This window comes from Streptomyces sp. KM273126 (assembly GCF_004337435.2).
Classification (GTDB): domain Bacteria; phylum Actinomycetota; class Actinomycetes; order Streptomycetales; family Streptomycetaceae; genus Streptomyces; species Streptomyces acidicola.
This window is the reverse complement of the sequence record NZ_SJXB02000001.1, coordinates 5,059,579-5,081,372: the sequence shown is the minus strand read 5'-3', so window position 1 is coordinate 5,081,372 and position 21,794 is coordinate 5,059,579. Positions and strand designations below refer to the sequence as shown.

General features: G+C 71.6%; 20 protein-coding genes. 8 read left to right on the top strand and 12 right to left on the bottom strand.

Annotated features, from left to right (window positions below; genetic code table 11):
• The first annotated feature begins 38 nt into the window (after positions 1 to 38).
• On the top strand, positions 39 to 1,088 hold the full coding sequence (locus E0500_RS21680; protein WP_131563874.1) for an L-idonate 5-dehydrogenase: 1,050 nt from the start codon (positions 39 to 41) through the stop codon (positions 1,086 to 1,088).
• A 71-nt stretch (positions 1,089 to 1,159) separates the two neighbouring features.
• Here E0500_RS21680 and E0500_RS21675 read toward each other — a convergent pair whose 3' ends face one another.
• Positions 1,160 to 1,765 carry a GPP34 family phosphoprotein gene (locus tag E0500_RS21675; RefSeq protein ID WP_131563875.1) on the bottom strand — a complete coding sequence of 202 codons (606 nt, stop codon included), beginning with the start codon at positions 1,763 to 1,765 and terminating at the stop codon, positions 1,160 to 1,162.
• 308 nt (positions 1,766 to 2,073) lie between these two features.
• On the opposite strand from E0500_RS21675, the gene E0500_RS21670 reads away from it, so the two are divergent.
• Complete coding sequence (locus E0500_RS21670; protein WP_399119628.1) at positions 2,074 to 2,715, top strand: FadR/GntR family transcriptional regulator; 642 nt, start codon at positions 2,074 to 2,076, stop codon at positions 2,713 to 2,715.
• A 380-nt stretch (positions 2,716 to 3,095) separates the two neighbouring features.
• The gene (locus E0500_RS21665) at positions 3,096 to 4,202 is read left to right on the top strand and encodes a substrate-binding domain-containing protein (RefSeq protein WP_309505109.1); all 1,107 of its coding nucleotides are present in this window, start codon (positions 3,096 to 3,098) and stop codon (positions 4,200 to 4,202) included.
• Between the two features lie 77 nt (positions 4,203 to 4,279).
• Here E0500_RS21665 and E0500_RS21660 read toward each other — a convergent pair whose 3' ends face one another.
• Positions 4,280 to 4,720, bottom strand: coding sequence for a hypothetical protein (locus E0500_RS21660; protein ID WP_131563891.1), 441 nt, complete (start codon positions 4,718 to 4,720; stop codon positions 4,280 to 4,282).
• A 354-nt stretch (positions 4,721 to 5,074) separates the two neighbouring features.
• Here E0500_RS21660 and E0500_RS21655 point away from each other — a divergent pair, with 354 nt between their 5' ends.
• From E0500_RS21655 to E0500_RS21645, 3 genes are read left to right on the top strand one after another with little or no spacing between them, the layout of a single operon-like run.
• Complete coding sequence (locus E0500_RS21655; protein ID WP_131563892.1) at positions 5,075 to 5,545, top strand: cation:proton antiporter regulatory subunit; 471 nt, start codon at positions 5,075 to 5,077, stop codon at positions 5,543 to 5,545.
• Positions 5,546 to 5,548: 3 nt separating this feature from the next.
• Positions 5,549 to 6,799, top strand: a complete 1,251-nt coding sequence (locus tag E0500_RS21650) for a cation:proton antiporter (RefSeq protein ID WP_131563877.1) — start codon at positions 5,549 to 5,551, stop codon at positions 6,797 to 6,799.
• 55 nt (positions 6,800 to 6,854) lie between these two features.
• Positions 6,855 to 7,751 (top strand): polysaccharide pyruvyl transferase family protein, encoded by an 897-nt coding sequence (locus E0500_RS21645; RefSeq protein ID WP_131563878.1) that lies wholly within the window; start codon positions 6,855 to 6,857, stop codon positions 7,749 to 7,751.
• 128 nt (positions 7,752 to 7,879) lie between these two features.
• On the opposite strand, the gene E0500_RS21640 is transcribed toward E0500_RS21645, so the two are convergent.
• From E0500_RS21640 to E0500_RS21615, 6 genes are all read right to left on the bottom strand, one after another.
• The gene (locus E0500_RS21640) at positions 7,880 to 8,878 is read right to left on the bottom strand and encodes a glycosyltransferase family 2 protein (protein ID WP_131563879.1); all 999 of its coding nucleotides are present in this window, start codon (positions 8,876 to 8,878) and stop codon (positions 7,880 to 7,882) included.
• Between the two features lie 156 nt (positions 8,879 to 9,034).
• Complete coding sequence (locus E0500_RS21635; RefSeq protein WP_181587089.1) at positions 9,035 to 10,843, bottom strand: hypothetical protein; 1,809 nt, start codon at positions 10,841 to 10,843, stop codon at positions 9,035 to 9,037.
• Positions 10,843 to 11,454: a hypothetical protein gene (locus E0500_RS21630; RefSeq protein WP_131563880.1), complete on the bottom strand. Its 612-nt coding sequence runs from the start codon at positions 11,452 to 11,454 to the stop codon at positions 10,843 to 10,845. Before E0500_RS21630 ends, E0500_RS21635 begins: the two co-directional genes overlap by 1 nt.
• Before the next feature lie 5 nt (positions 11,455 to 11,459).
• On the bottom strand, positions 11,460 to 12,320 hold the full coding sequence (locus E0500_RS21625) for a carbohydrate ABC transporter permease (protein WP_131563893.1): 861 nt from the start codon (positions 12,318 to 12,320) through the stop codon (positions 11,460 to 11,462).
• Between the two features lie 8 nt (positions 12,321 to 12,328).
• Positions 12,329 to 13,267: a carbohydrate ABC transporter permease gene (locus tag E0500_RS21620; protein WP_131563881.1), complete on the bottom strand. Its 939-nt coding sequence runs from the start codon at positions 13,265 to 13,267 to the stop codon at positions 12,329 to 12,331.
• A complete protein-coding gene (locus E0500_RS21615) occupies positions 13,264 to 14,559 on the bottom strand; it encodes an ABC transporter substrate-binding protein (protein ID WP_131563882.1) in 1,296 nt (431 codons plus the stop codon). The genes E0500_RS21620 and E0500_RS21615 overlap by 4 nt, the downstream gene beginning before the upstream one ends.
• Before the next feature lie 61 nt (positions 14,560 to 14,620).
• Here E0500_RS21615 and E0500_RS21610 point away from each other — a divergent pair, with 61 nt between their 5' ends.
• Both E0500_RS21610 and E0500_RS21605 read left to right on the top strand, forming a co-directional pair.
• The gene (locus E0500_RS21610) at positions 14,621 to 15,985 is read left to right on the top strand and encodes a Gfo/Idh/MocA family protein (protein ID WP_131563883.1); all 1,365 of its coding nucleotides are present in this window, start codon (positions 14,621 to 14,623) and stop codon (positions 15,983 to 15,985) included.
• An 83-nt stretch (positions 15,986 to 16,068) separates the two neighbouring features.
• Entirely contained in the window at positions 16,069 to 16,521 is a 453-nt protein-coding gene (locus E0500_RS21605) for an SRPBCC family protein (RefSeq protein ID WP_131563894.1), read from the top strand.
• Between the two features lie 80 nt (positions 16,522 to 16,601).
• On the opposite strand, the gene E0500_RS21600 is transcribed toward E0500_RS21605, so the two are convergent.
• The 4 genes from E0500_RS21600 to E0500_RS21585 form a co-directional block, all read right to left on the bottom strand.
• A complete protein-coding gene (locus tag E0500_RS21600) occupies positions 16,602 to 17,792 on the bottom strand; it encodes an XdhC family protein (RefSeq protein WP_131563884.1) in 1,191 nt (396 codons plus the stop codon).
• A 63-nt stretch (positions 17,793 to 17,855) separates the two neighbouring features.
• Positions 17,856 to 20,240 carry a xanthine dehydrogenase subunit D gene (gene pucD / locus E0500_RS21595; protein ID WP_131563885.1) on the bottom strand — a complete coding sequence of 795 codons (2,385 nt, stop codon included), beginning with the start codon at positions 20,238 to 20,240 and terminating at the stop codon, positions 17,856 to 17,858.
• Positions 20,241 to 20,244: 4 nt separating this feature from the next.
• The gene (locus tag E0500_RS21590) at positions 20,245 to 20,817 is read right to left on the bottom strand and encodes a (2Fe-2S)-binding protein (protein WP_131563886.1); all 573 of its coding nucleotides are present in this window, start codon (positions 20,815 to 20,817) and stop codon (positions 20,245 to 20,247) included.
• A complete protein-coding gene (locus E0500_RS21585; RefSeq protein ID WP_131563887.1) occupies positions 20,817 to 21,707 on the bottom strand; it encodes a xanthine dehydrogenase family protein subunit M in 891 nt (296 codons plus the stop codon). The genes E0500_RS21590 and E0500_RS21585 overlap by 1 nt, the downstream gene beginning before the upstream one ends.
• Positions 21,708 to 21,794: the final 87 nt, after the last annotated feature.

Below are 21,794 nucleotides of genomic sequence, written 5' to 3'. Positions count from 1 at the left end.
CTGTGCCCCTCCCCCGTGACTCTCAAGGAGCCTCCCCCATGCAAGCGTGCGTTGTTCACGGAGCCGGCGATCTGCGGGTCGACGAGCGGCCGCCCGTCGTTCCCGGACCGGGTGAGATCGCGGTCACCGTCGCACTCGGCGGGATCTGCGGATCCGACCTGCACTACTACCACCACGGGCGGGTGGGGGACTTCGCGCTGCGCGAGCCCATGGTGCTCGGCCACGAGGTGGTCGGCCACGTCGCCGCCCTCGGGCCCGGCACCGACGGACCGGGCGGACCGGCCGTCGGCACCCCCGTGGCGGTCCATCCCGCCACGCCCTGCGGCACCTGCCCGGAGTGCGCCGGCGGCAGGCGCAACATCTGCGCCCACACCCGTTACCTGGGCAGCGCCGCCCACATCCCGCACGTCCAGGGCGGATTCGCCCAGCTCATCAGCGTGCCCGCCGACCAGATCCGGCCCCTGCCGCCCGGGCTGAGCCTGCGCCGTGCCGTGCTCGCCGAACCGCTGTCCGTGGCCCTGCACGCCGTGCGCCGGGCCGGCGAGGTGAGCGGCAAGCGGGTCCTGGTCACCGGCGCCGGTCCGATCGGCTGCCTCGTCGTGGCGGCGCTCCGGCACCACGGCGCCGCCGAGATCGTCGTCAGCGACCTCTTCGACGAGCCGTTGCGAATCGCCACCGAGATGGGCGCCACCGCCACGGCACGTGCGGACCGGGCCGACGATCCCGTCTGGGCGTCCCCGTTCGACATCGCCGTCGAGGCGTCCGGATCACCGGCGGGGCTGCGGACCTGCGTGGAACGGGTACGCCGCGGGGGCACCGTCGTCCTGCTGGGACTGCTGCCGCCCGGCGAGGTCCCACTGCTGGGCAATGTCGCGGTCACCCGCGAACTCGACCTGCGCGGAGCCTTCCGTTTCGACACCGAGTTCGACGAGGCCCTGTCACTGCTGGCCCAGGGCCTGCCCGTGGAGCCGACCGTCACCCACACCTTCCCGCTGGAGCAGTCCGTCGCCGCGTTCGACATGGCCCAGGACCGCACGGTCGCGTCCAAGGTGCTGCTGGACCTGACCGGGGGTGACCAGGGGCACTGACCGGGGACTGACCGAGAATTGGCCAGGGACCGACCGGAGGGCTTCGCGGGACGCCGCGCGTCGGGTAGCGGTCACGGCGCCCGCCAGACGTTGTCGAAGGCCGCGTCCTCGATCTTTCGCCGTTGCCGTACCGCTTCCAGTTCCATCACCGCGTCGTTGACCGCGACCAGTACGGTCAGCACCGCGTCGCCGACGAGATCCGCCAGGTCCTCGGCCGGCTCCGTCCCGATCCCCACGGCGGCCGCCAGGGCGGCGAGGACGGGGTCGCCCGAGGACCGGCGCTCGGCCGCGTGACGGCGGTCAGGTGAGTCGGCCAGTGCCCTGCGGCCGGTCCGGAGCGGGAGCCAGCGGTTGCGCTGCCTGGTGACCTGGCCCTCCGCCTCCAGGGCGGCGAGATAGGTCGCGTACAGGCCCCGGCCCCGGCGCCACAGCCAGTCCTCGACGGACTCGTACGGCGCCTCCCGGCCGAGCGACGACGCCGCCGCGTCCAACAGCCGGTCGTCCATGGCGGGTACCAGGCCGGGCACGATGCGGTCGCCGTCCACTGTGACGGCCTCCGTGTTGATGAGGTCGCACAGTTCGGCTCCCGCGAGGGCCAGCGAGAGATCGCCCTGCTCGACCGGACGGTCCGGTGCGACCTCCATGGCGGTGATCAACAGGTCCCGCGGTGTGCTCATGGCGACTCCAGATCAGCGGCATCGGGTACAGCGGTTCGACCGGCTGCGGCGGTTCGTCTCCATCAGACACTGCTCCGGTCCGGATCCGAGTTCTTTCCACGTCGGCGATTCCCCTGCCGCAGGCGCGCTGCCGGAACCCCTCATCGATCAGCCGCTGGACGGATGCCGCTCACCGCACTCAACGCTGGTGACCGTACCGCAAGTTGAGAAACCCCCCGGTTCCGGCGAAGTGGGCCGTGGAAGACATCACATGTCCTCCGGAGAGGAACCTCCTGTGTCGCTGACCGACAAAGCCATCGAAGAGATCCGTGAGCTATCCGCTCGGGCGCGATGCGGCCGGCTCCAAGCTGCCCCCGGAACCGGACCTGGCCGCCCAGTTGGGGCTGTCGCGCAATCTGGCGCGGGTGGCGGTCAAGGCGCCGACGGTGGTCAGGCGGGGCGACGGCACCTATGTGACCAGCCTGCAGCCGAGCCTGCTGCTGGAGGGCCTCGGCGGCGCGGTGGACCTGCTCCGGATCGACTCGGGCGCGCTGCTGGACCTGATGGAGGCCGGACGGCTGCTCGAACCCGTCGCCACCGCTCTGGCCGCCACCCGGATCTCCGAGGCGGGCCCGGCCGAGGTGAAGCGGCACCTGGACGCCATGCGGGAGGCGTGCGACGACGTCGAGCAACTCAACGCGCACGACGCGGCGTTCCACCGCGCCGTCGTCGCCGCCACGGGCAACGAATCACTGGTCACCCTCCTGGACGGCGTCTCGGGTCGTACGCTGCGCGCCCGTGTCTGGCGCGGCCTGGTCGACTCCCGGGCCGCGGGGCGCACTCTCGCGGAGCACGAGGCGATCTTCACGGCGCTGGCCGGCCGCGACACCGCACTCAGCCAGGCCGCCGCGCTGCTGCACGTCAGCAGCACCGAGCAGTGGCTGCGAGCCCACCTGAACGAGTCCACCTGAACGAGGCGCCCCGACGGAGGCGGAGGCGCCCTGACGGAGGCGTCCCCCGCCGGATCGGGCAGCGCCGTACGGTGGCACGCGCGCGGGGCCACCGACACCGTACAGCGGCAGCGTCCGGGCGCCGCGCTGCCGGACATCCGTATGCCGGACACTTCATGAAAGGCCTTCCCACCTGGGGAGATTCCGTCCGAAGGGGCTCGAAACGCCTTTCGCACAATCCTCGGGGGTTCCGTAAAGGTCCTGTGCCCATCCCGTTAACCAGCGCCGCTTGACGCCTCGTGCCCTGGACGCGTTGGCTGTGCAGTCACCTGGTTGCCAGGATGCTCTCTTTCCCCCGGAAGGCACCTGATGTGAACGCTGATACCACCCGTAGGATCGCTGTGCGTCGTTTCGCCCTTGCCCTCGTCGCGTCGAGCGCGACCCTTTCACTCACCGCGTGCGGTGCCGTCGACGGAGTCGGCGGCAGCAGTGACGCCGCGTCCCCGAGAAAGGGCAACGACATCACAGTGGGCCTCCTCCTGCCCGACAAGGACACAGCTCGCTTTGAGAAGTTCGACTACCCCCTCATCAAGAAGCGGGTCGCTGACCTGACCGACGACAAGGGCAAGGTCCTCTACGCCAACGCCGATGCGAGCATGGCCAAGCAGAGCAGACAGTTCGCGGAGATGATCGACGCCGAGGTGGACGTCATCGTCGTGGACGCGCTGGACGCCAAGGCCATAGCCCCGGACATCCAGAAGGCCAAGGACGCGGGCATCCCCGTCATCGCGTACGACCGGCTCGCCGAGGGCCCGATCGACGCGTACATCTCGCACGACAACGCGCTCGTCGGGGAGGTGCAGGGCCGTGCCGTCGTGGAGGCTCTCGGCGAAAGGGCCAAGGACAGCAAGGTCGTCATGATCAACGGCTCGGTCGCCGACCCGAACACGGAGCTGGTCAAGCAGGGCGCGCTCAAGCAGTTGCAGGGCAGCGTGGTCATCGCCAAGTCCTACTACACCAAGGAGTGGTCGCCCGCGGTCGCCAAGGCGAACACGGAGAAGGCGATCAAGTCCATGGGGCTCAGCAACATCGCCGCCGTCTACACCGCGAGTGACGGCCTGGCGGGCGCCGCCATCGACGCGCTGAAGGAGGCCGGCGTCAGCAAGGTTCCTCCAGTGACCGGGCAGGACGCGAATCTGGACGCGGTGCAGCGGGTCATCTCGGGCGAGCAGTACATGAGCGTGTACAAGTCGTTCCTGCTGGAGGCGAACAACGCCGCGGAGATAGCGGTGGCCAAGGTCCAGGGCCGCTCGATCGAGTTCGACGCGCTGACCCGCGACAAGGTCGACAGCCCGACGCAGGAGGACATCCCGTCGATGCTGGTGCCGGTGGTCGCCCTCACGAAGGACAACATCAAGGAGACCGTGATCCGGGACGACGTCTACACCGTCAAGGACATCTGCACTCCGAAGTACGAGGCCGCCTGCCAGGAGATCGGCCTGACGTAGCGTGGGGGCGGGCGGGCCGCACGGCCCGCCCGTGTTCGCGCCGCCGCGTACGCCGGGGGCTCCTGGCGAACGGTCGGTCAGAAGGGGTCGCCGTCGGCCGGCGGGCGATACGCCGGGCCCTGCTGCGGGGTGATACGGCGGTACGCGGCGCGGGCGTTGACGACGCGGGCGACGGCCGTACCCGTGAGGGCCGCGGAGAGCAGACAGGCAAGCCAGAACGTGTCACGCGCGATGGCCCAGCTGAGCGTGCCCGCGGGCGGTATGCCGAAGCCGTTGAGGAACAGCCAGCACAGCACGGCCGTTCCGGGCGCCGCGACGAACCGCGCCCACACTCCGAGGAGCGCGGCCATCAGGGACAGCGCCACCAGGGCGGGTGTCGGGCGGCCGACGCCGCCGAGCAGGGTGAAGACGGCCATCAGGACCAGTGCGCCGCCGAAGGCCCCCGACCAGACGAACGGTGTGGCAACGGGATCGGGAACAGCCCGTCCCCCGCTGCCGATCCTGACCCACTCGACCACGGTCATGCTCCCTTCCCTCACCGCCACGCCGTCCCGCGGTGGCACCGCGGACCGCCCTGCGGCCACAACCCGCTCCTCCGGGAAGCGGATTGTCCCATCCCACTCACCGGGGGCGCCCCCGCCTGCACATTCGGGCCCCGGTTAGGGTGTACTGCACGGGCGGCCCGGGAGGACTGCCACGGAGGGTCCACGGTCGTTCCGCGTTCCGTGGGGAGTGCCGCCGGCCGGCTCGAAAGGGCTGTCACCGGTTCTGTGTGCCGCCCCGATGGTGGGGCCCGCTCTCCCGGCTGCCCATACCGGCGTCGCCGAGACGCAGACGATCCAGACTGGAGGACGGTCGTGGGCACGACACGCCTGAGCAGTACACCCCTGCCGGGGATCGGGGTCCGTTACGACCTGACGACGCGGGAACACCGCCGCGTGTCGGTGGTGGCGCACCGGGACGGGACGCGGACGGTGAACGCGTACCGCGACGACGATCCGGACGCGTGCTCGCTGTCCCTGCGGCTGACCACGGGCGAGTCGGCTGCGCTGGTGGACGCGCTGCTGCCGGACCACCACAGCCCGAACCTGCTGTCCACGACCGAGCTGGGCCTGGTGGCGGAGCGCGTCGAGCTGTCCTCCACCTCGTACTGGAACGGGCGCGTCCTCGGCGACACCCGGATGCGCACCGAGACCGGCGCCTCGATCGTGGCCGTGCTGCGCCGCGCCGAGGCCATTCCGTCCCCGACCCCGGACTTCCGGCTGGCGGGCGGTGACACGCTGATCGTGATCGGCACCCGCGAGGGTGTGGAGACGGCCGCGACGATACTCGGGCGGGAGTGAGCGATGCACTCCGCGGTCTTCCTGATCGAGTTCGGCGCGATCATCCTGGGTCTGGGACTGCTCGGCCGGTTCGCCGGGCGCTTCCAGCTCTCGCCGATTCCGCTGTACCTGCTGGCCGGTCTCGCCTTCGGGGAGGGCGGGCTGCTGCCGCTGGGCACCAGTGAGGAGTTCGTGGCGATCGGCGCCGAGATCGGCGTGATCCTGCTGCTGCTCATGCTGGGCCTGGAGTACACGGCCAGCGATCTCCTCTCCAACCTCAAGACCCAGTACCCGGCCGGTCTCGTCGATGCCGCGCTCAACGCGCTGCCGGGTGCCGCGATGGCGCTGCTGCTCGGGTGGGGGCCGGTCGCCGCGGTCGTGCTGGCCGGCGTCACCTGGATCTCCTCCTCCGGTGTCATCGCCAAGGTGCTGGGCGACCTGGGGCGGCTCGGCAACCGGGAGACCCCGGTGGTGCTGAGCATCCTGGTCCTGGAGGACCTCTCGATGGCCGTCTACCTCCCGATCCTCACGGCACTGCTGGCCGGGGCGGGTCTGGCGGCGGGCAGCCTCACCCTGGCCATCGCTCTCGGTGTGGCCGGGCTCGTCCTGCTGGTCGCGGTGCGCTACGGGCGGCACATCTCACGCTTCGTCTCCAGCGACGACCCCGAGAAGCTGCTGCTGGTCGTCCTCGGGCTGACCCTGCTGGTCGCCGGGGTCGCCCAGCAGCTCCAGGTGTCCGCGGCCGTGGGTGCGTTCCTGGTCGGCATCGCCCTGTCGCAGGAGGTCGCCGAGGGCGCGCACAGCCTGCTCGCCCCGCTGCGGGACCTGTTCGCCGCCGTGTTCTTCGTGTTCTTCGGACTGCACACCGACCCCGCGAGCATCCCGCCCGTGCTGCTGCCGGCGCTCGCCCTGGCCCTGGTCACCGCGGCCACGAAGATCGCCACCGGCTACTGGGCCGCGAAGCGGGCCGGTATCTCGGCCAAGGGCCGTTGGCGGGCGGGCGGCACCCTGGTCGCCCGCGGCGAGTTCTCCATCGTCATCGCCGGGCTCGCCGTCACGGCGGGCATCGAGCCCTCCCTCGGCCCGCTGGCCACGGCGTACGTCCTGATCCTGGTGATCCTCGGCCCGCTCACCGCCCGCTGGACCGAGCCCGTGGCTCTGCGCCTCACCGCCCGCCTCCGCCGGCCCCAGACCCCGGCGGCCGAGGGCGCCACCGCGCCACTGGAGGCCTCGCACGAGGCTCTCGACGGCCAGGACACGGTGGGCCACAAGTGACCGGCCGGCGACGTGGCCGACTGGCTCCGGGAACGAGGGGAACCCGTTCGGCACTGTGCGACAGCGGATTCTGCTGACCGGATGGTTCAGTTTTCGGGACGGCGAGGCCACCGCCGGGGATGTCCTGGCGCTGCGGCGTGTGGAGGACGTACTGCGCCGTGAGGACCTGGCGTACGACGTGGCGTGGAGTCCCGCGTTCCGTCCGGGGGACCTGGACCTTGAGCATGTGCGGCCCCGGATCTACTCGCACCTGGTGTTCGTGAGCGGTCCCCTGCACGGCAAGCGGATCACCGAACTGCACCGGCGCTTCCGGCACTGTGTGCGGATCGCCGTGGGCGTGTCGGTGATCGACGCCGGTGATCCGGCGGTGACCGGATTCCACCAGGTCCTGGCCCGGGACGCGCCGGGCGCCGAGCCGGTGGAGGACCTGGCGGCCCGGGCACCGGCGACGCCCGCGTCCCCCGTCGTCGGGGTGGTCCTCACGCTGGGGCACGGGGAGTACGGGACGCTGCGACGGCACGGAGAGGTCTCCGACGAGCTGACGCGGTGGCTGGCCGGGAAGGACTGCGCGTGCCTCGAACTGGACACGCGGCTCGACACGCTCGACTGGCACCTGAGTGCCACCCCGGGGCAACTCCAGTCCGTGTTCGCGCGGTTGGACCTCGTCGTCACCGACCGGCTGAACGGTCTGGTGCTCGGGCTGCGCGCCGGCATACCCGTGCTGGCCGTCGATCCCGTGGCGGGCGGCGCGAAGGTGACCGCGCAGGCACGGGCCTGCGGCTGGCCCGCCGTCGTCCCCGTGGAGCACCTCGACGAGGCGCAGTTGGAACGCTGGTGGCGCTGGTGCCGCTCGGCCCCGGGACGCGCGGCGGCCCTCCGGGTCCGCGCCGACTTCGCGGCCGGGGTGGTACCGGACAGCGCGGACGAGCTCTTGGCGGCGCTCGGCGGCTAGGACCCTGGGGAAGATCAGGCGACATGGGGGCCGCGCAGCGGGCCCTTCAGGGGCGCGGGGAACTGCGCGACCAGCCACAACGAACCCGCAGCCGCCATACAACCGAACCACCTACGGCGACTACGCGATCACCGACACCCCCCGCACCAGGGCTCGGCCCCCCGATAACGCCACACCCCGCCAAGCCAGTACCAACTGGCGACAGGCGGAATGACAACACTCGCGGCCAGCTCCGTGACGACCTCGTACCGCGTCCGCGGCCCGGCCGCGACACGGGCCCAGGCGAACTCACCGGTCCCCACGGCCCACCCCACCGCGGCCACGGCGGCAGCCGCCCCGCGCCCGGTCGCCGCGAGCACGCACGCGGCGACCCCCGCCGTGGTGATCGCCAGATGCCGCCGGACCCGGCCGCGCGGCGCCGCGGCCCTGGCCCGCCAGCCCGGCCCGTGCAGCCGCAGCATCAACGCGTCGTCGGCGTTGCCTCGCTGAGCCCGCACCGACACCCACCGGCCGGTGGTGCGCACGGGGTGCCGGGTGCTCCGCCGGCCGCGACGGACGCGCCATCCGTCGTCCAGGACGCGCAGCGCCAGGTCGGTGTCCTCGCGGTGGGCCCGCCGGAAGCGCTCGTCGAAGCCGCCGACCTGTTGGAGGACGTCCGTGCGGTAGGCCATGTCGGCGGTGGTCCACCGCGCCCGGGCCAGCTCCGCCGTGGACCGCTCCCACTGGGTGGGGCGGCGCTCCGCCGGCAACGGTACGGTGATCACGCCCTGCACCCCGGCGGTCTCGGGCGACGCCTCGTCCAGGTCCGCGGCCATCTGCTCGCACCAGTGCGGTCCGACCTGTACGTCGTCGTGCAGGAAGACCACCCACGGTGATGTGACCCGCCGCAGCCCGGAGTTCCGTGCGGCGGCCGGTCCGTGGGCGCCGCCGCTCACCACCGTCGTACGGTCCCGCAGGTTCCCGAGCACGCTCAACGGGTGCTCCAGCGGCCCGGGCAGGGCCACGGCCCGGTCGTCGACGAGCACGATCTCGGCGGGCGCCGGTCCGATCGCGGCGGCGAGCGCGGCGAGGCAGTCGGCGAGCGTGTCGCGGACGAGGGTCGGGATCACCACGGCATAGGGGGTCATGGTGGGCTCCGTCCCGGACGTTCTAGGGGACCCTGGGCTCACACGGGTCGCCCTGCCACGCCTGCCTCAAACACCGGGAGCCGATTCGCCCGCAAACTCACCTCTCCGTCACCCTCTGCGACGCGGACGCCACGCCGCGCCCCGCCCCGGGGCCGCTCAGCGCAGCCCGAGCCGGTACGAGAGCGGCGACCTGCCGGTGATGAGTACGCGGACGCCGTCCGGAACGAGCGCGCCGTTCATCCAGGAGTACCGCTCCCCCGCGTCCACGACCGCCGGCTGCCGTCCGCCCTTGCCGTTGCCGGGGCCGAAGGTGATGCGGTCGTCACCGACGGTGTACGAGGCCTCGCCGGTGACGAGCTGATACGTGTCCGGGGATCCGCCCACCGGTTCGAGTCCGTCCCCGCTCAGTGTGCCGCCGCGCCGGAAGCACAGCTCCAGGGCGAACGGGCACGCAGCACCGGACAGGCCGACGTGCAGGTCCCAGGCTCCGTCGCCGGTCTCCTTCACCAGGATCTCCGTACGGAGTGTGCGGTACTCATTCGGCCGGTGCGGGAAGTCCATCGCGGACCAGAAGCGGCCGTCGTCGGTGAGGGGGTAGGCGCCGTCCTCGCGCCGGTGCGCCCGCGGCAGGGGGTGGTGCCAGGTGCCCCGCATCTCGGCGTGGAGCCGCCACCCGTCGCCGGTGCGCTCCAGGCCCTCGGCCCGGAAGTGCCCGAGCGAGAAGAACTGCGGGGCGAGCCGCACCGAGTCCAGGATGGCGGCGCCCTTGCGCAGCTTGAAGAAGGTGGGGTTGGTGGACAGGCCGGAGGAGATCGCGCGCACGTCCGGGAAGTCCGTACCGCCGAAGATGCTCGCGGTGCGCGCGCCCCGGCGCACACGTACCAGCCCGCAGCCGGCGTCGTGGTGCTCGAAGTCCGTGGGCAGCTCGGCGGGTTCGGGGAGCCGCCGGGCCAGCTCGGGCTGGTCGAGGACCTGGGCGAGCCGTTCGCCCAGCGGGGTCTCGCCGAAGGTCTGCCCGGCGCCCCGCTCCCGCAGCAGCCGCGCCACCGCCGCGAAGCGCCCGTCGCCGTACCGGATCGCCAGCTCCCGGTACTGCATCCAGAACTCGGGCAGGTAGCGCAGCGCCGTCTGGTCCTGGCGCCGCGAATGGACCGACTCCACCTCGCCGTTGGGCTCGATCACGTACAGCGTGGCGGCGAGGTTCGCGCGCACGTTCTCGTAGAGGTCGGCCCGTCCGTGGTGGCGGGCCAGCACGAGCAGAGCGGGGTTCGTGACAACGGCCGAGTACGTGGGGCTGCGCTCGCTGTACTCGCCGCCGGGCAACTGGTCGATGCCCTCGGCCAGCCAGTCGTCGATGCGCCTGCGGTACGAGGGGTGCGGCCATCTGCGGTGGATGCGTGCGAGGGCCGCGCACACCAGCCAGCGGTGGTTGGCGGTGTGCAGTCCGCCGGTCGCGAGCGCGGGGCCGGCCGCGCGCAGCACGCGTTCGATCACGCCCCGCAGCGTGACCGTCGGCCGGTGTCCGTCCCCGTCCAGCAGGTGGTACGTCAGGTTCAGGTCGACGATGGAGAACGCGGTGTCCGGCGGCGAGCCGCCGCCCGTGCCGTGGTCCCACAGGCCGTCCTCCTGCTCGTCGGCGAGCGCCCCGGCCAGCTCGGCCATGGGGGCGAGGAGTTCGGCCGAGTGGTGGTACGCCGAGCCGTCGTGGACGTAGGTGGAGGTGAGCGTACGCAGCGCGCGGGCCGTGGAGCGGGCCCTGCCCCTCTCCCGCAGCTCGGTGATGTGCGCCTGGTAGCCGGTGAGGAGCGCGGCTGCGCGGGCGTCGGCTGCCGTGGTGAGGAACTCCAGGAAGTCGGCATCCAGTTGGGGCTCGGCCGCGTCGGCCACGCTGGTGGTCATGTCCGGGACCTCGGTGATCCCCACCGTAGTGGCTGTGGTGGTGGCGAGGAAGGCCCTTCGGCCCATCACGTGTTCTCCCCCGGGTTCGGTCCGGTGTCCCGTACGTCTCGTACGTCGACGGCGGTGAGCGCCATGGCCAGCGGGCCCGGCACCAGGAACAGCAGCGGCGGCAGTGCCCACGCGCACAGCACGGCCGCCGCGAGGGCGAGCAGGACGAGTCCGCTGCCGCCGGCGTCGCGTACGGTGTCGCGGGCGGCCGCCCGTACGGCGGCGGGCCAGTCGGTGACCGACTCGGGACGGCCGCAGGCGCGCAGGCCCACCACGACGGCCGCCGCGCTGATGGCCGCGGCGGCGAGCGCGAAGGCCGGGGCGCCGGGCAGCCCGGCGCGGGCGAGCGCCAGGTCGGCCAGGGCCAGCAGCACGCCCGCCAGGGCGACGGCCCCGGCCGCCAGGTCGCCCGCGCGCAGCCGCCGCCCCAGCAGTGCGAAGTACCGCCCTGCGGTGGCCGGCCGGTCCTCCCGTACGCCTCGCAGCACCGCGCACGCCGTGGACAGCGCGGCGGGCGCGGTCACCAGCGGCAGACAGGCCACGGCCGTGGCGAACCCGACGCTCAGGACGTCCGCGAACAGCGTCATGCGCGGGCCGAAGATCTCGCCCGCCTCGCGGGTCGTCCGCATCCCGCTCACCCCTTGATCCCGGAGTTCGCCATGCCCTCGACCAGGAACCGCTGGAAGGCGAGGAAGAACAGCACGATCGGCAGCAGCGCGATCACCGACATCGCGAACATCGGGCCGAAGGCCGAGGTGCTGGACGCGTCCACGAACGACCTGAGTGCCAGCGTCAGCGTGAACTTCTCGGGTGAGAAGAGGTAGATCAGCTGGGTGAAGAAGTCGTTCCAGGTCCAGATGAAGGTGAAGATCGCGGTGGTGATCAGCGCGGGCCTGGTCAGCGGGAGGATGACGCTGAAGAAGCTGCGGAACGGGCCGCAGCCGTCGATCCGCGCCGCCTCCTCCAGCTCACGCGGCAGCCCGCGCATGAACTGCACGATGAGGAAGACGAAGAAGGCCTCCGTGGCGAGGAACTTGGGCAGGATCAGCGGCCAGTACGTGTTCACCATGCCGAGCTGGTTGAAGATGATGTACTGCGGGATCAGCACGGCGTGGTGCGGCAGCATGATCGTCGCGATCATGAACGCGAAGAGCGGCCCCCGGAAGCGGAACCGCAGCCGGGCGAAGGCGTACGCGGCGAGGGAGCAGCTGATGACGTTGCCGATGACCGCGCCGCCCGCGATGAGCAGGGAGTTGGTGAGCAGCCGGGTGACGGTGACGTCGTTCACGCCGTCCAGGGCGGTCTCGTAGTTCGACCACTCCAGCTTGCCGGGCAGCAGGTTGAGGCTGGCGATGACCTCGTCCGCGGGCTTGACGGAGGTGGCGAGCAGCCAGGCCAGCGGGTACAGCATGACGAGCAGTGCGGCCAGACACCCGGCGTGCAGGGCGATGTGCCGCCTGTCAAATGGCTTACGTGCGACGGTGGTTGACGTCATCGTGGTGGTCATCGGTCCCCCTCGGAGGCGTAGAAGACCCAGGAGCGCGAGGTGCGGAACAGCACCGCGGTGACGGCGCCGATGGCGATCAGCAGCACCCAGGCCATGGCGGAGGCGTAGCCCATGTGGGAGGCGACGAAGCCGCGGTCGTAGAGGTAGAGCGTGTAGAAGAGCGTGGAGTCGGCGGGCCCGCCCTTGCCCGCGCTGACCGCGAAGGCGGGGGTGAAGACCTGGAAGGCCTGGATGGTCTGGAGCACCAGGTTGAAGAAGATCACCGGGGACAGCATCGGCACGGTGATGGAGAGGAACTGACGCCACCGGCTCGCGCCGTCGACCTCGGCGGCCTCGTACAACTCCCCCGGAATCTGCTGGAGTCCGGCGAGGAAGATCACCATCGGCGCGCCGAACTGCCACACCGTCAGCAGGGCGACCGCGAAGAGTGCCCAGCCGGGCTTGTTGACCCAGCCGCCGGTGCCGAGGAGGTTGTCCACGGTGCCGCCGTCGTTGAAGATCGCCCGCCAGACCAGGGCGATGGACATCGAGGCGCCGAGCAGGGAGGGCGCGTAGAAGGCGGAGCGGTAGAAGGCCCTGCCGCGCTTCATGCCCTTCAGGGCGAGGGCGACGACGAGCGCGAGGCCGAGTTGCAGGGGCACGGCGATGACGACGTACGTGAGGGTCGTGCCCACGGACCGCCAGTAGCGCGGGTCCTCGGTGAACATCTGCGTGTAGTTGCGCAGGCCCACCCAGTTGGGCGAGTTGAACAGGTCGTAGTCGGTGAAGGAGAGATAGAGCGAGACGGCCATGGGGAGCAGGGTCAGCACACAGGTGCCGAGCACCCAGGGCGAGAGGAACACCCAGGCTGCGCCCTCGCGTCGGCGTCGAACGGGCTGCTTCGGAACCCCGGCCTCCGGCCCCCGTACGGCCGCCTGCGTCTGCGTGGTGGTCATGGCCTCAGCTCCGCGTTCGCCTCGGTGATGTAGTTCTCGGCTGCCTCACGGGGTGACATCCGCTCGTACGACACCTGGTCGTAGTCGCGCTGGAAGGTGGTCTGCAGCGCGCTGTCGCCCGAAGGGGGCGCCTGGGGCGGAGCGTCGAGCTTGCCGTCGACCGAGGCCTGGAAGTCGTAGACGGTCTTGTCGAAGTCCTTGAGTCCGGGGGCGATCGCGTCGCGGAGGGTCTCGTTGACGGGGATGCCGCGGGTGGCGCCGAGGATCTTCGCGGCGTCCGCGTCGTTCAGCATGAAGTCGATGAGCCGGACGGACTCCTTGGGGTGTGTCGCGTCGGCGGAGACGCCCATGAACATCGAGGGCTTGAAGTACTGCCCCGGGGTGCCGTCCTCCCCGGACGGCATCGGCGCGAGGGTGACCCCGTCCGGGATGAGCGCGAGGAAGCCGCTGGACGGAGCGTCCCAGTTGGTGTCTGCGATGACGTAGCCGCGTCCGAGCGGGGTGTTCTCCACGGTGCCGTCGATCTGGGTGGTCTGCTCGGCGGACGAGACGGCTCCTTCGCGACGCAGCTTGTCGGTGAAGGTCCACCAGCGGGCCAGGTCGTCGGCGGTGAAGCCGAGTTTCCGGTCCTTGGTGTAGAGCGCCTTGCCCTGTCCGCGCAGCCAGATCTCGAAGGCGTCCTCGCTCTGCCCCGGGTCGGTGGCGCCGGGCTTGCCGGTCTTCTCGGCGAGGGCGCGCATGGCATCCGCCCAGTCGCTCCAGGTCCAGCCCTCGCGGGGCAGCTCGACCCCGCTGGCCTCCCACTGCTTGGTGTCGTACACGACGGTCTCGGTGCCGCGGGCCTGCGGGATCGCGTACTGCTTGCCGTCGACCTTGCCGGTGGCGAGGAGCCCGGCGTCGAACTCGCCCGTGTCCAGGGCGCCCGGCTGCTCGGCGAAGTCCATGAGTACGCCTCCGGAGGCGTACTGGTCGATCATGCGGTAGTCGAGCTGCATGACGTCGGGGGCGTCGCCGCCCGCGGCCTGGGTGGCGAGCTTCTGCTTGTAGGCGTCGTATCCGGAGAACGAGGTCTGCACCTCGATCCCCGGGTTCTTCTTCTCGAAGAGGTCGACGGCCTCCTGGGTCCTGGCCGCCCTGTCCGGGTTCCCCCACCAGGTGTAGCGCAGCACGACCTTGCCACCGGCGCTGCTCGATCCGTCCCCTCCCGAGCAGCCGGCGAGCACCACACAGAGCGCGAGTGCCGTGGCCGCGGCGCGGGGCCTGAAGGACGTCCTTGTCCTGCTTCCGGGCATGCGGGTCACCCCTTCCGGGTAGAAAGCGCTTCCACCCCGCCCGACCCTAGGGAAGATCCGGATGTCACAACAAGACCTCTGCACCGCATCGCCACGACACCGCCGCGTCGCCGTGGTGGGCCTGGGCGCCCGCGCCCAGCTCTTCACCGAGGCGCTGACGGGTCCGCACAGTCCCTACACGGACCGGATCGAACTGGTGGGCTTCTGCGACGTCAACTCCCACCGTATGGCCGTCCACAACGACCTCCTCGCGGCCGCCCACCCGGGCCGCGCACCCGTCCCCGCCTACGCGGCCGAGGACTTCGACGAGATGCTGCGCCGCGAACGCGTCGACCTCGTCGTGGTCTGCACCGTGGACCGCACCCACGACGACTACATCGTGCGCGCCCTGGAGGCGGGCTGCGACGTGGTGACCGAGAAGCCGATGACGATCGACGCGGACCGCGCCCGCCGCATCATCGAGGCGCAACAGCGCACGGGCGGCGACGTCCGGGTCGCCTTCAACTACCGCTACAACCCCGTGCATTCGGCCGTCCGGGAACTGATCGCCTCCGGCGAGATCGGCGAGATCGGCTCGGTGCACTTCGAGTGGCTGCTGGACCTGCGGCACGGCGCCGACTACTTCCGCCGCTGGCACCGCGACAAGGCCAACTCCGGCGGCCTCATGGTCCACAAGTCGACCCACCACTTCGACCTGGTCAACTGGTGGCTCGGCTCACGGCCCGAGACGGTCTACGCCCAGGGCGGCCTGTTCTTCTACGGCGACGAGGCGGGCCGCCGCCGCGGCCTGGCCCGGGACTACGACCGGGCCCACGGCTCCGCGGCGGCCAAGGACGACCCCTTCGCCGTCCACCTGGCGGACTCCTCCGTCCTCACCTCGCTGTACCTGGACGCCGAGCACGAGGACGGCTACCACCGCGACCAGAACGTGTTCGGGCCCGGGGTGACCATCGAGGACGACATGGCGGTCCTGGTGCGGTACGCGTCCGGCGCCACATTGACCTACCACCTCACGGCGTACGCCCCCTGGGAGGGCTACCGCATCGCCTTCAACGGCAGCGAGGGCCGTATCGAGCTGCTGGTCGAGGAGTCGACGTGGACACGGCCCGAGGTGCGGACGGATGGGGCGAGCGCGGTCATGCACGGCGCCGCGGTGGGTGACGAGGCCGGGCGCACGGAGCTGCTGGTGCGCCGCTTCTGGGAGCCCCCTCGCGAGGTGAAGGTGCCCACGGGTGAGGGCGGACACGGGGGCGGGGACGTACGGATGCTGGCCGATCTGTTCGGGGAGCGCTCGTCCACCCCGGACCCGCTGGGACGCGCGGCGGACGGGGTCGACGGGGCGCGGTCCCTGGTCACAGGGCTGGCGGCGAACCGGTCGTTCGAGACGGGGATGCCGGTGGTGGTGCGGGAGTTGCTGGACGTTTGACGGGGTGGGCGCGGCGTGGGGCCGTCGCGGCGTGCGGCCGTAGCGACGTGCGGCGATCGTGCATGCTTGCCTACGATCACGTCGTGGTCCTCTTCGCCCTGGAACGCATCACCCCGCTCTCCGTCGACCAGGCCTGGCTCCGCCTCACGGACTGGGAACGCCACGCCGACGTGGCCCCCCTCACCCGTGTCACCGTGCGCACTCCCCCACCGACCCGCGAGGGCACGGTCTTCGTGGCCCGCTCCGGCATCGGCCCGTTCGCCTTCGACGACCCCATGGAGGTCGTGACCTGGCAGCCGCCGGCAGGGGCCACGTTGACTGCCCTGTGCCGTCTGGCCAAACAGGGAGGGTTCGTCATCGGTTGGGCGGAGATCGAGGTCCACCCGTACGGCGCCCGAGGATCCCGGGTCATCTGGCGCGAGGACCTGTCGGTGCGCCTCCTGCCCCGCGTCTTCGACCGGCCCCTGAGGGGCGCGGCCCGCTGGATGTTCGGGCGGGCGGTGGACGGTCTGTTGCGGCAGGAACCGGCGCCCTGAGGGCGCGACCCGGACTCGACGTGTACGTGTACGTGTACCGGTTCCCGTCCGAGCGGGTCGCGGTCCGCTCAGGCCACTGATCAGGCCACTGAACCGATACGTCCCGCCACGGCCCGCGCCGCTGCGTCCGAGGCCACGTCGTGATGGATCGGCGTGTGCGCCCCGGTCAGTGGTACCCCGCTGCCGCCCCGCCGTGCCGCGACGATCTCGGAGGCGATGGACAGGGCCGTCTCCTCCGGGGTGCGGGCCCCGAGGTCGAGGCCGATGGGCGAGCGGAGGCGGGCCAGTTGCCGTTCCGTGACGCCGGCTTCGCGTAGGCGCCGGTTGCGGTCGAGGTGGGTGCGTCGGGAGCCCATCGCGCCGACGTACGCCACGGGCAGCCGCAGCGCGAGCCTCAGCAGCGGTACGTCGAACTTGGCGTCGTGGGTGAGGACGCACAGGACCGTGCGGGCGTCGATCGAGGTGCGCTCCAGGTAGGTGTGCGGCCACTCGACCACGACCTCGTCGGCCTCCGGGAAGCGGGCCACGGTCGTGAACACCGGGCGGGCGTCGCACACCGTCACGTGATAGCCGAGGAACTTGCCGATGCGGACGAGTGCCGACGCGAAGTCGATCGCGCCGAAGACGATCATCCGGGGCGGCGGGACCGAGGACTCCACCAGGAGTGTGAGCGGTGCTCCGCAGCGCGAGCCCTGCTCTCCGATCTCCAGGGTGCCGGTGCGTCCGGCGTCCAGGAAGGCGCCCGCCTCGGCCGCGACCGTGCGGTCCAGCTCGGGGTGGGCGCCGAAACCGCCCTCGTACGCGCCCTCATACGCGACGCCGTACGCGCCACCGGACCGTATGAGGAGCCCGCGCCCCAGCAGGTCCGCCGGCCCGGAGACGATCCGGGCCACCGCCGCCGCCTCGCCCCGCGCGGCGGCGGACAGCGCGGACGCGAGCACCGGGCGGGCCCGGTCGCCGGAGCGGACCGGCATGACGAGGATGTCGATGGTGCCGCCGCAGGTGAGGCCTATGGCGAAGGCGTCCTCGTCGCTGTAGCCGAAGCGTTCGAGGACGGGCTCGCCGTCCTGGAGCGCCTGGGTGCACAGGTCGTAGACGGCGCCCTCCACGCAACCGCCGGAGACCGAGCCGATGGCCGTGCCGTCGGTGTCCACCGCGAGGGCGGCGCCCGGCCGGCGGGGTGCGCTGCCGGCGACGGCCACGACGGTGGCCACGGCGAAGTCGCGTTCCTGCTCGACCCACCGGTGCAGTTCTTCGGCGATGTCCAGCATCTCTCGGTCTCCTCGTCCTTTTCGCCCGCGGGGGCCGCCCCCGGACGCCTCCTCCGACGGGGCTCAGCCGCCCGTGAGGTGCTCCGGGCGTACCGGCGTCCTGTTCAGCTCCAGGCCCGTCGCGTTCCGGATGGCCGCTAGTACGGCCGGAGTCGACGACAGGGTGGGGGCCTCGCCGACGCCGCGGAGCCCGTACGGGGCGTGGTCGTCGGCGAGTTCGAGCACGTCGACGGGGATGGTCGGCGTATCGAGGATCGTGGGGATCAGGTAGTCCGTGAAGGAGGGGTTCCGTACCTTCGCCGTCTTCGGGTCGACGATGATCTCCTCCATCACGGCCACGCCCAGTCCCTGAGTCGTGCCGCCCTGGATCTGGCCGGTGACCGAGAGCGGGTTGAGCGCCTTGCCGACGTCCTGGGCGCAGGCCAGTTCGATGACCTTGACCAGGCCGAGTTCGGTGTCGACCTCGACGACGGCCCGGTGCGCGGCGAACGAGTACTGCACATGGCCGAAGCCCTGTCCCGTGCGCAGGTCGAAGGGTTCGGTCGGCCGGTGCCGCCACTCCTGCTCGATCTCGACGGCCTCGTCACCGAGCACGTCCACCAGGTCGGCGAGGACCTCACCGCCGTCGGTGACGACCTTGCCGCCCTCCAGGAGGAGTTCGGCCGTCGCCCAGGCCGGGTGGTGGGCGCCGAACCTGCGGCGGCCCCTTTCCAGGACCTGCTCGCGCACCAGCTCGCAGGCGTTCTTCACGGCGCCGCCGGTGACGTACGTCTGGCGCGACGCCGACGTCGAACCGGCGCTGCCCACCCGGGTGTCCGCGGGGAGGATCGTCACCTGTGCGACGCCCAGCTCCGTGCGGGCGATCTGCGCGTGGACGGTGACGCCGCCCTGGCCGACCTCCGCCATGGCCGTGTGCACCGTCGCCACCGGCTCGCCGCCGACGGCCTCCAGGCGCACCCTGGCCGTCGAGTAGTCGTCGAAGCCCTCGGAGAAGCCGACGTTCTTGATGCCGACCGCGTAGCCGATCCCGCGGACGACGCCCTCGCCGTGCGTGGTGTTGGACAGGCCGCCGGGGAGCTGGCGTACGTCGGCCTCCTCGCCCGCCACGAGCCACTGCTGCTCGGGCGGCAGCGGCATCGCCTTGACGCGGCGCAGGAGTTCGGCGACCGGAGCCGGGGAGTCCACGACCTGCCCGGTCGGCAGGAGGGACCCCTGCGACATCGCGTTGAGCCGCCGGAACTCCACCGGGTCCATGCCGAGCCGCGCGGCCAGCTTGTCCATCTGTGCCTCGTATGCGAAGCACGCCTGGACCGCGCCGAAGCCGCGCATGGCGCCGCAGGGCGGGTTGTTGGTGTAGAGGGCGACGGCCTCGATGTCGACGTCGTCGATGACGTACGGGCCGGCGCCCAGCGAGGCGGCGTTGCCGACGACGGCCGGTGAGGAGGAGGCGTACGCGCCGCCGTCGAGGACGATGCGGGCCTTGACGTGGGTGAGTTTACCGTCGTGCGTCGCGCCGTGCTCGTAGTAGAGCTTCGCCGGGTGCCGGTGGACGTGTCCGAAGAAGGACTCGAAGCGGTTGTAGACCATCTTGACCGGTTTGCCCGTGCGCAGGGCGAGCAGGCAGGCGTGGATCTGCATCGACAGGTCCTCACGGCCGCCGAAGGCGCCACCGACGCCGGACAGCGTCATCCGGACCTTCTCCTCGGGCAGGCCGAGGACGGGCGCGATCTGGCGGAGGTCGGCGTGCAGCCACTGGGTGGCGATGTACAGGTCGACGCCGCCGTCCTCGGCGGGCACCGCGAGGCCCGACTCGGGGCCGAGGAACGCCTGGTCCTGCATCCCGAAGACGTACTCGCCCTCGACGATCACGTCGGCGCGTCCGCGGGCCCGCTCCACGTCGCCGCGGATGATCGGCTGGCGGTGGACGATGTTCGGGTGCCGGACGTGCGCCGCGTGGGGGTCGGTGCGATTCTCGTGGAGGAGAACCGCGTCGGGGGCGGTCGCGGACGCCTCGTCCGTGATGACCGGCAGGTCCCGGTACTCCACCTTGATCCTGGCGGCGGCGCGGCGCGCGGTCTCCGGGTGGTCGGCGGCGACGACGGCGACGGGCTCGCCGTGGTGGCGGACCCTGCCGTGGGCGAGGACGGGGGTGTCCTGGATCTCCAGGCCGTAATGCCTCACCTCGGTCGGCAGGTCGTCGTACGTCAGGACGGCGTACACGCCCGGTGTCGCGAGGGCCTCGCTGGTGTCGATGGAGACGATCTCTGCGTGCGCGACCGTGGAGCGCAGGATCTGGCCCCAGAGCATGTCCTCGTGCCACATGTCGGACGCGTACGCGAACTCGCCGGTGACCTTGAGGGTGCCGTCCGGGCGGAGCGTGGACTCGCCGATACCGCCACTGGTGTGCGAGCCCTGGGTGATTCTCGTAGGAGCGCCGTTCGTCGGCATGCGTTCAGGCCCCCTCTTCCTGCCGGGCTGCCGCCAGGCGGACCGCGTCCATGATCTTCTCGTAGCCGGTGCAGCGGCAGAGGTTGCCCGAGAGGGCCTCGCGGATGTCCGCGTCGGTGGGGTTGGGGTTGCGCTCCAGCATCTCGTCGGCGGCGACGAGGAGGCCGGGGGTGCAGAAGCCGCACTGGACGGCGCCCGCGTCGATGAACGCCTGCTGGACGGCGGCGAGTTCGGTGCCCTCGTCGCTCCGGGAGCCGGGTCCTCGCGGTGACCACCGCCTGGCCTCGTCCAGCGAGGTCCCGCACGCGTCCTCGCCGCCGGCGCGTTGCCGGGCGTGCTCCGCGAGCCCCTCCACCGTGACGACCTCGCGCCCCTCGGCCTGCCCGGCCGCGACGAGGCACGAACACACCGGCACTCCGTCGAGCCGTACGGTGCAGGATCCGCACTCGCCCTGCTCGCAGGCGTTCTTGGAGCCGGGCAGTCCCAGCCGCTCCCGCAGTACGTACAGAAGGCTCTCGCCCTCCCACACGTCGTCGGCCTGCTGCGGACGGCCGTTGACCGTGAAGTTGACGCGCATCAGGCAGCTCCCTCCATGGTGCGGGCGTTGCCGCGGTACGACTCCCAGGTCCACATCAGTGTGCGGCGGGCCATGACGCCGACGGCGTGGCGGCGGTAGCGCGCGGTGCCGCGGACGTCGTCGATCGCGTTGCAGGCGGCCGCGCACAGTTCCGCGAACTGCTTGGCGACCGACGGGGCGATGATCCGGCCGCTGTCCCAGAGGTTGTCCTCGTCGAGCGCCGCGTTCAGGAACTCCTCGGCGGCCGTGGCGCGGATCGGCGTGGGGGCGGCCGATCCGATGCCGGTACGGACCGTGCGGGTCTCGGGGTGCAGTGCGAGACCGAAGGCGCAGACCGCGATCACCATGGCGTTCCGGGTGCCCACCTTCGAGAACTGCTGTGGGCCGTCCGCCTTGTTGATGTGCACCGCGCGGATCAGTTCGTCGGCCGCGAGGGCGTTGCGTTTCACGCCCGTGTAGAAGGCGTCGATCGGGATGCGCCGCGTGCCCCGTACGGACTCGGCCTCGACCTCGGCTCCGGCCGCGAGGAGGGCCGGGTGGGCGTCGCCGGCCGGGGAGGCGGTGCCGAGGTTGCCGCCGACGCCGCCGCGGTTGCGGATCTGCGGGGAGGCGACCGTGTGGGAGGCGAGGGCGAGTCCCGGCAGTTCGGTGCGCAGGTTCTCCATGATCCTGGTGTACGGGACCGAGGCGCCGAGCCGGACGCTGTCCTCGCCGGCCTCCCACTCGTAGAGGTCGCCGACACGGGTGAGGTCGAGGAGGTACTCGGGCCGGCGGTGGTCGAAGTTGATCTCGACCATCACGTCGGTGCCGCCCGCGATGGGCACAGCGGTGGGGTGCTCGGCCTTCGCGGCGAGCGCCTCCTCCCAGCTGGCGGGGCGAAGGAAGTCCATGACCGGCTCTCTTCTTCGTCTCGTGGGCCGCTTCGTTTGAGCCAGATCGTGTGCGGGCGGCCCGGCTCGTCCGGGGGCTGTTCGCGT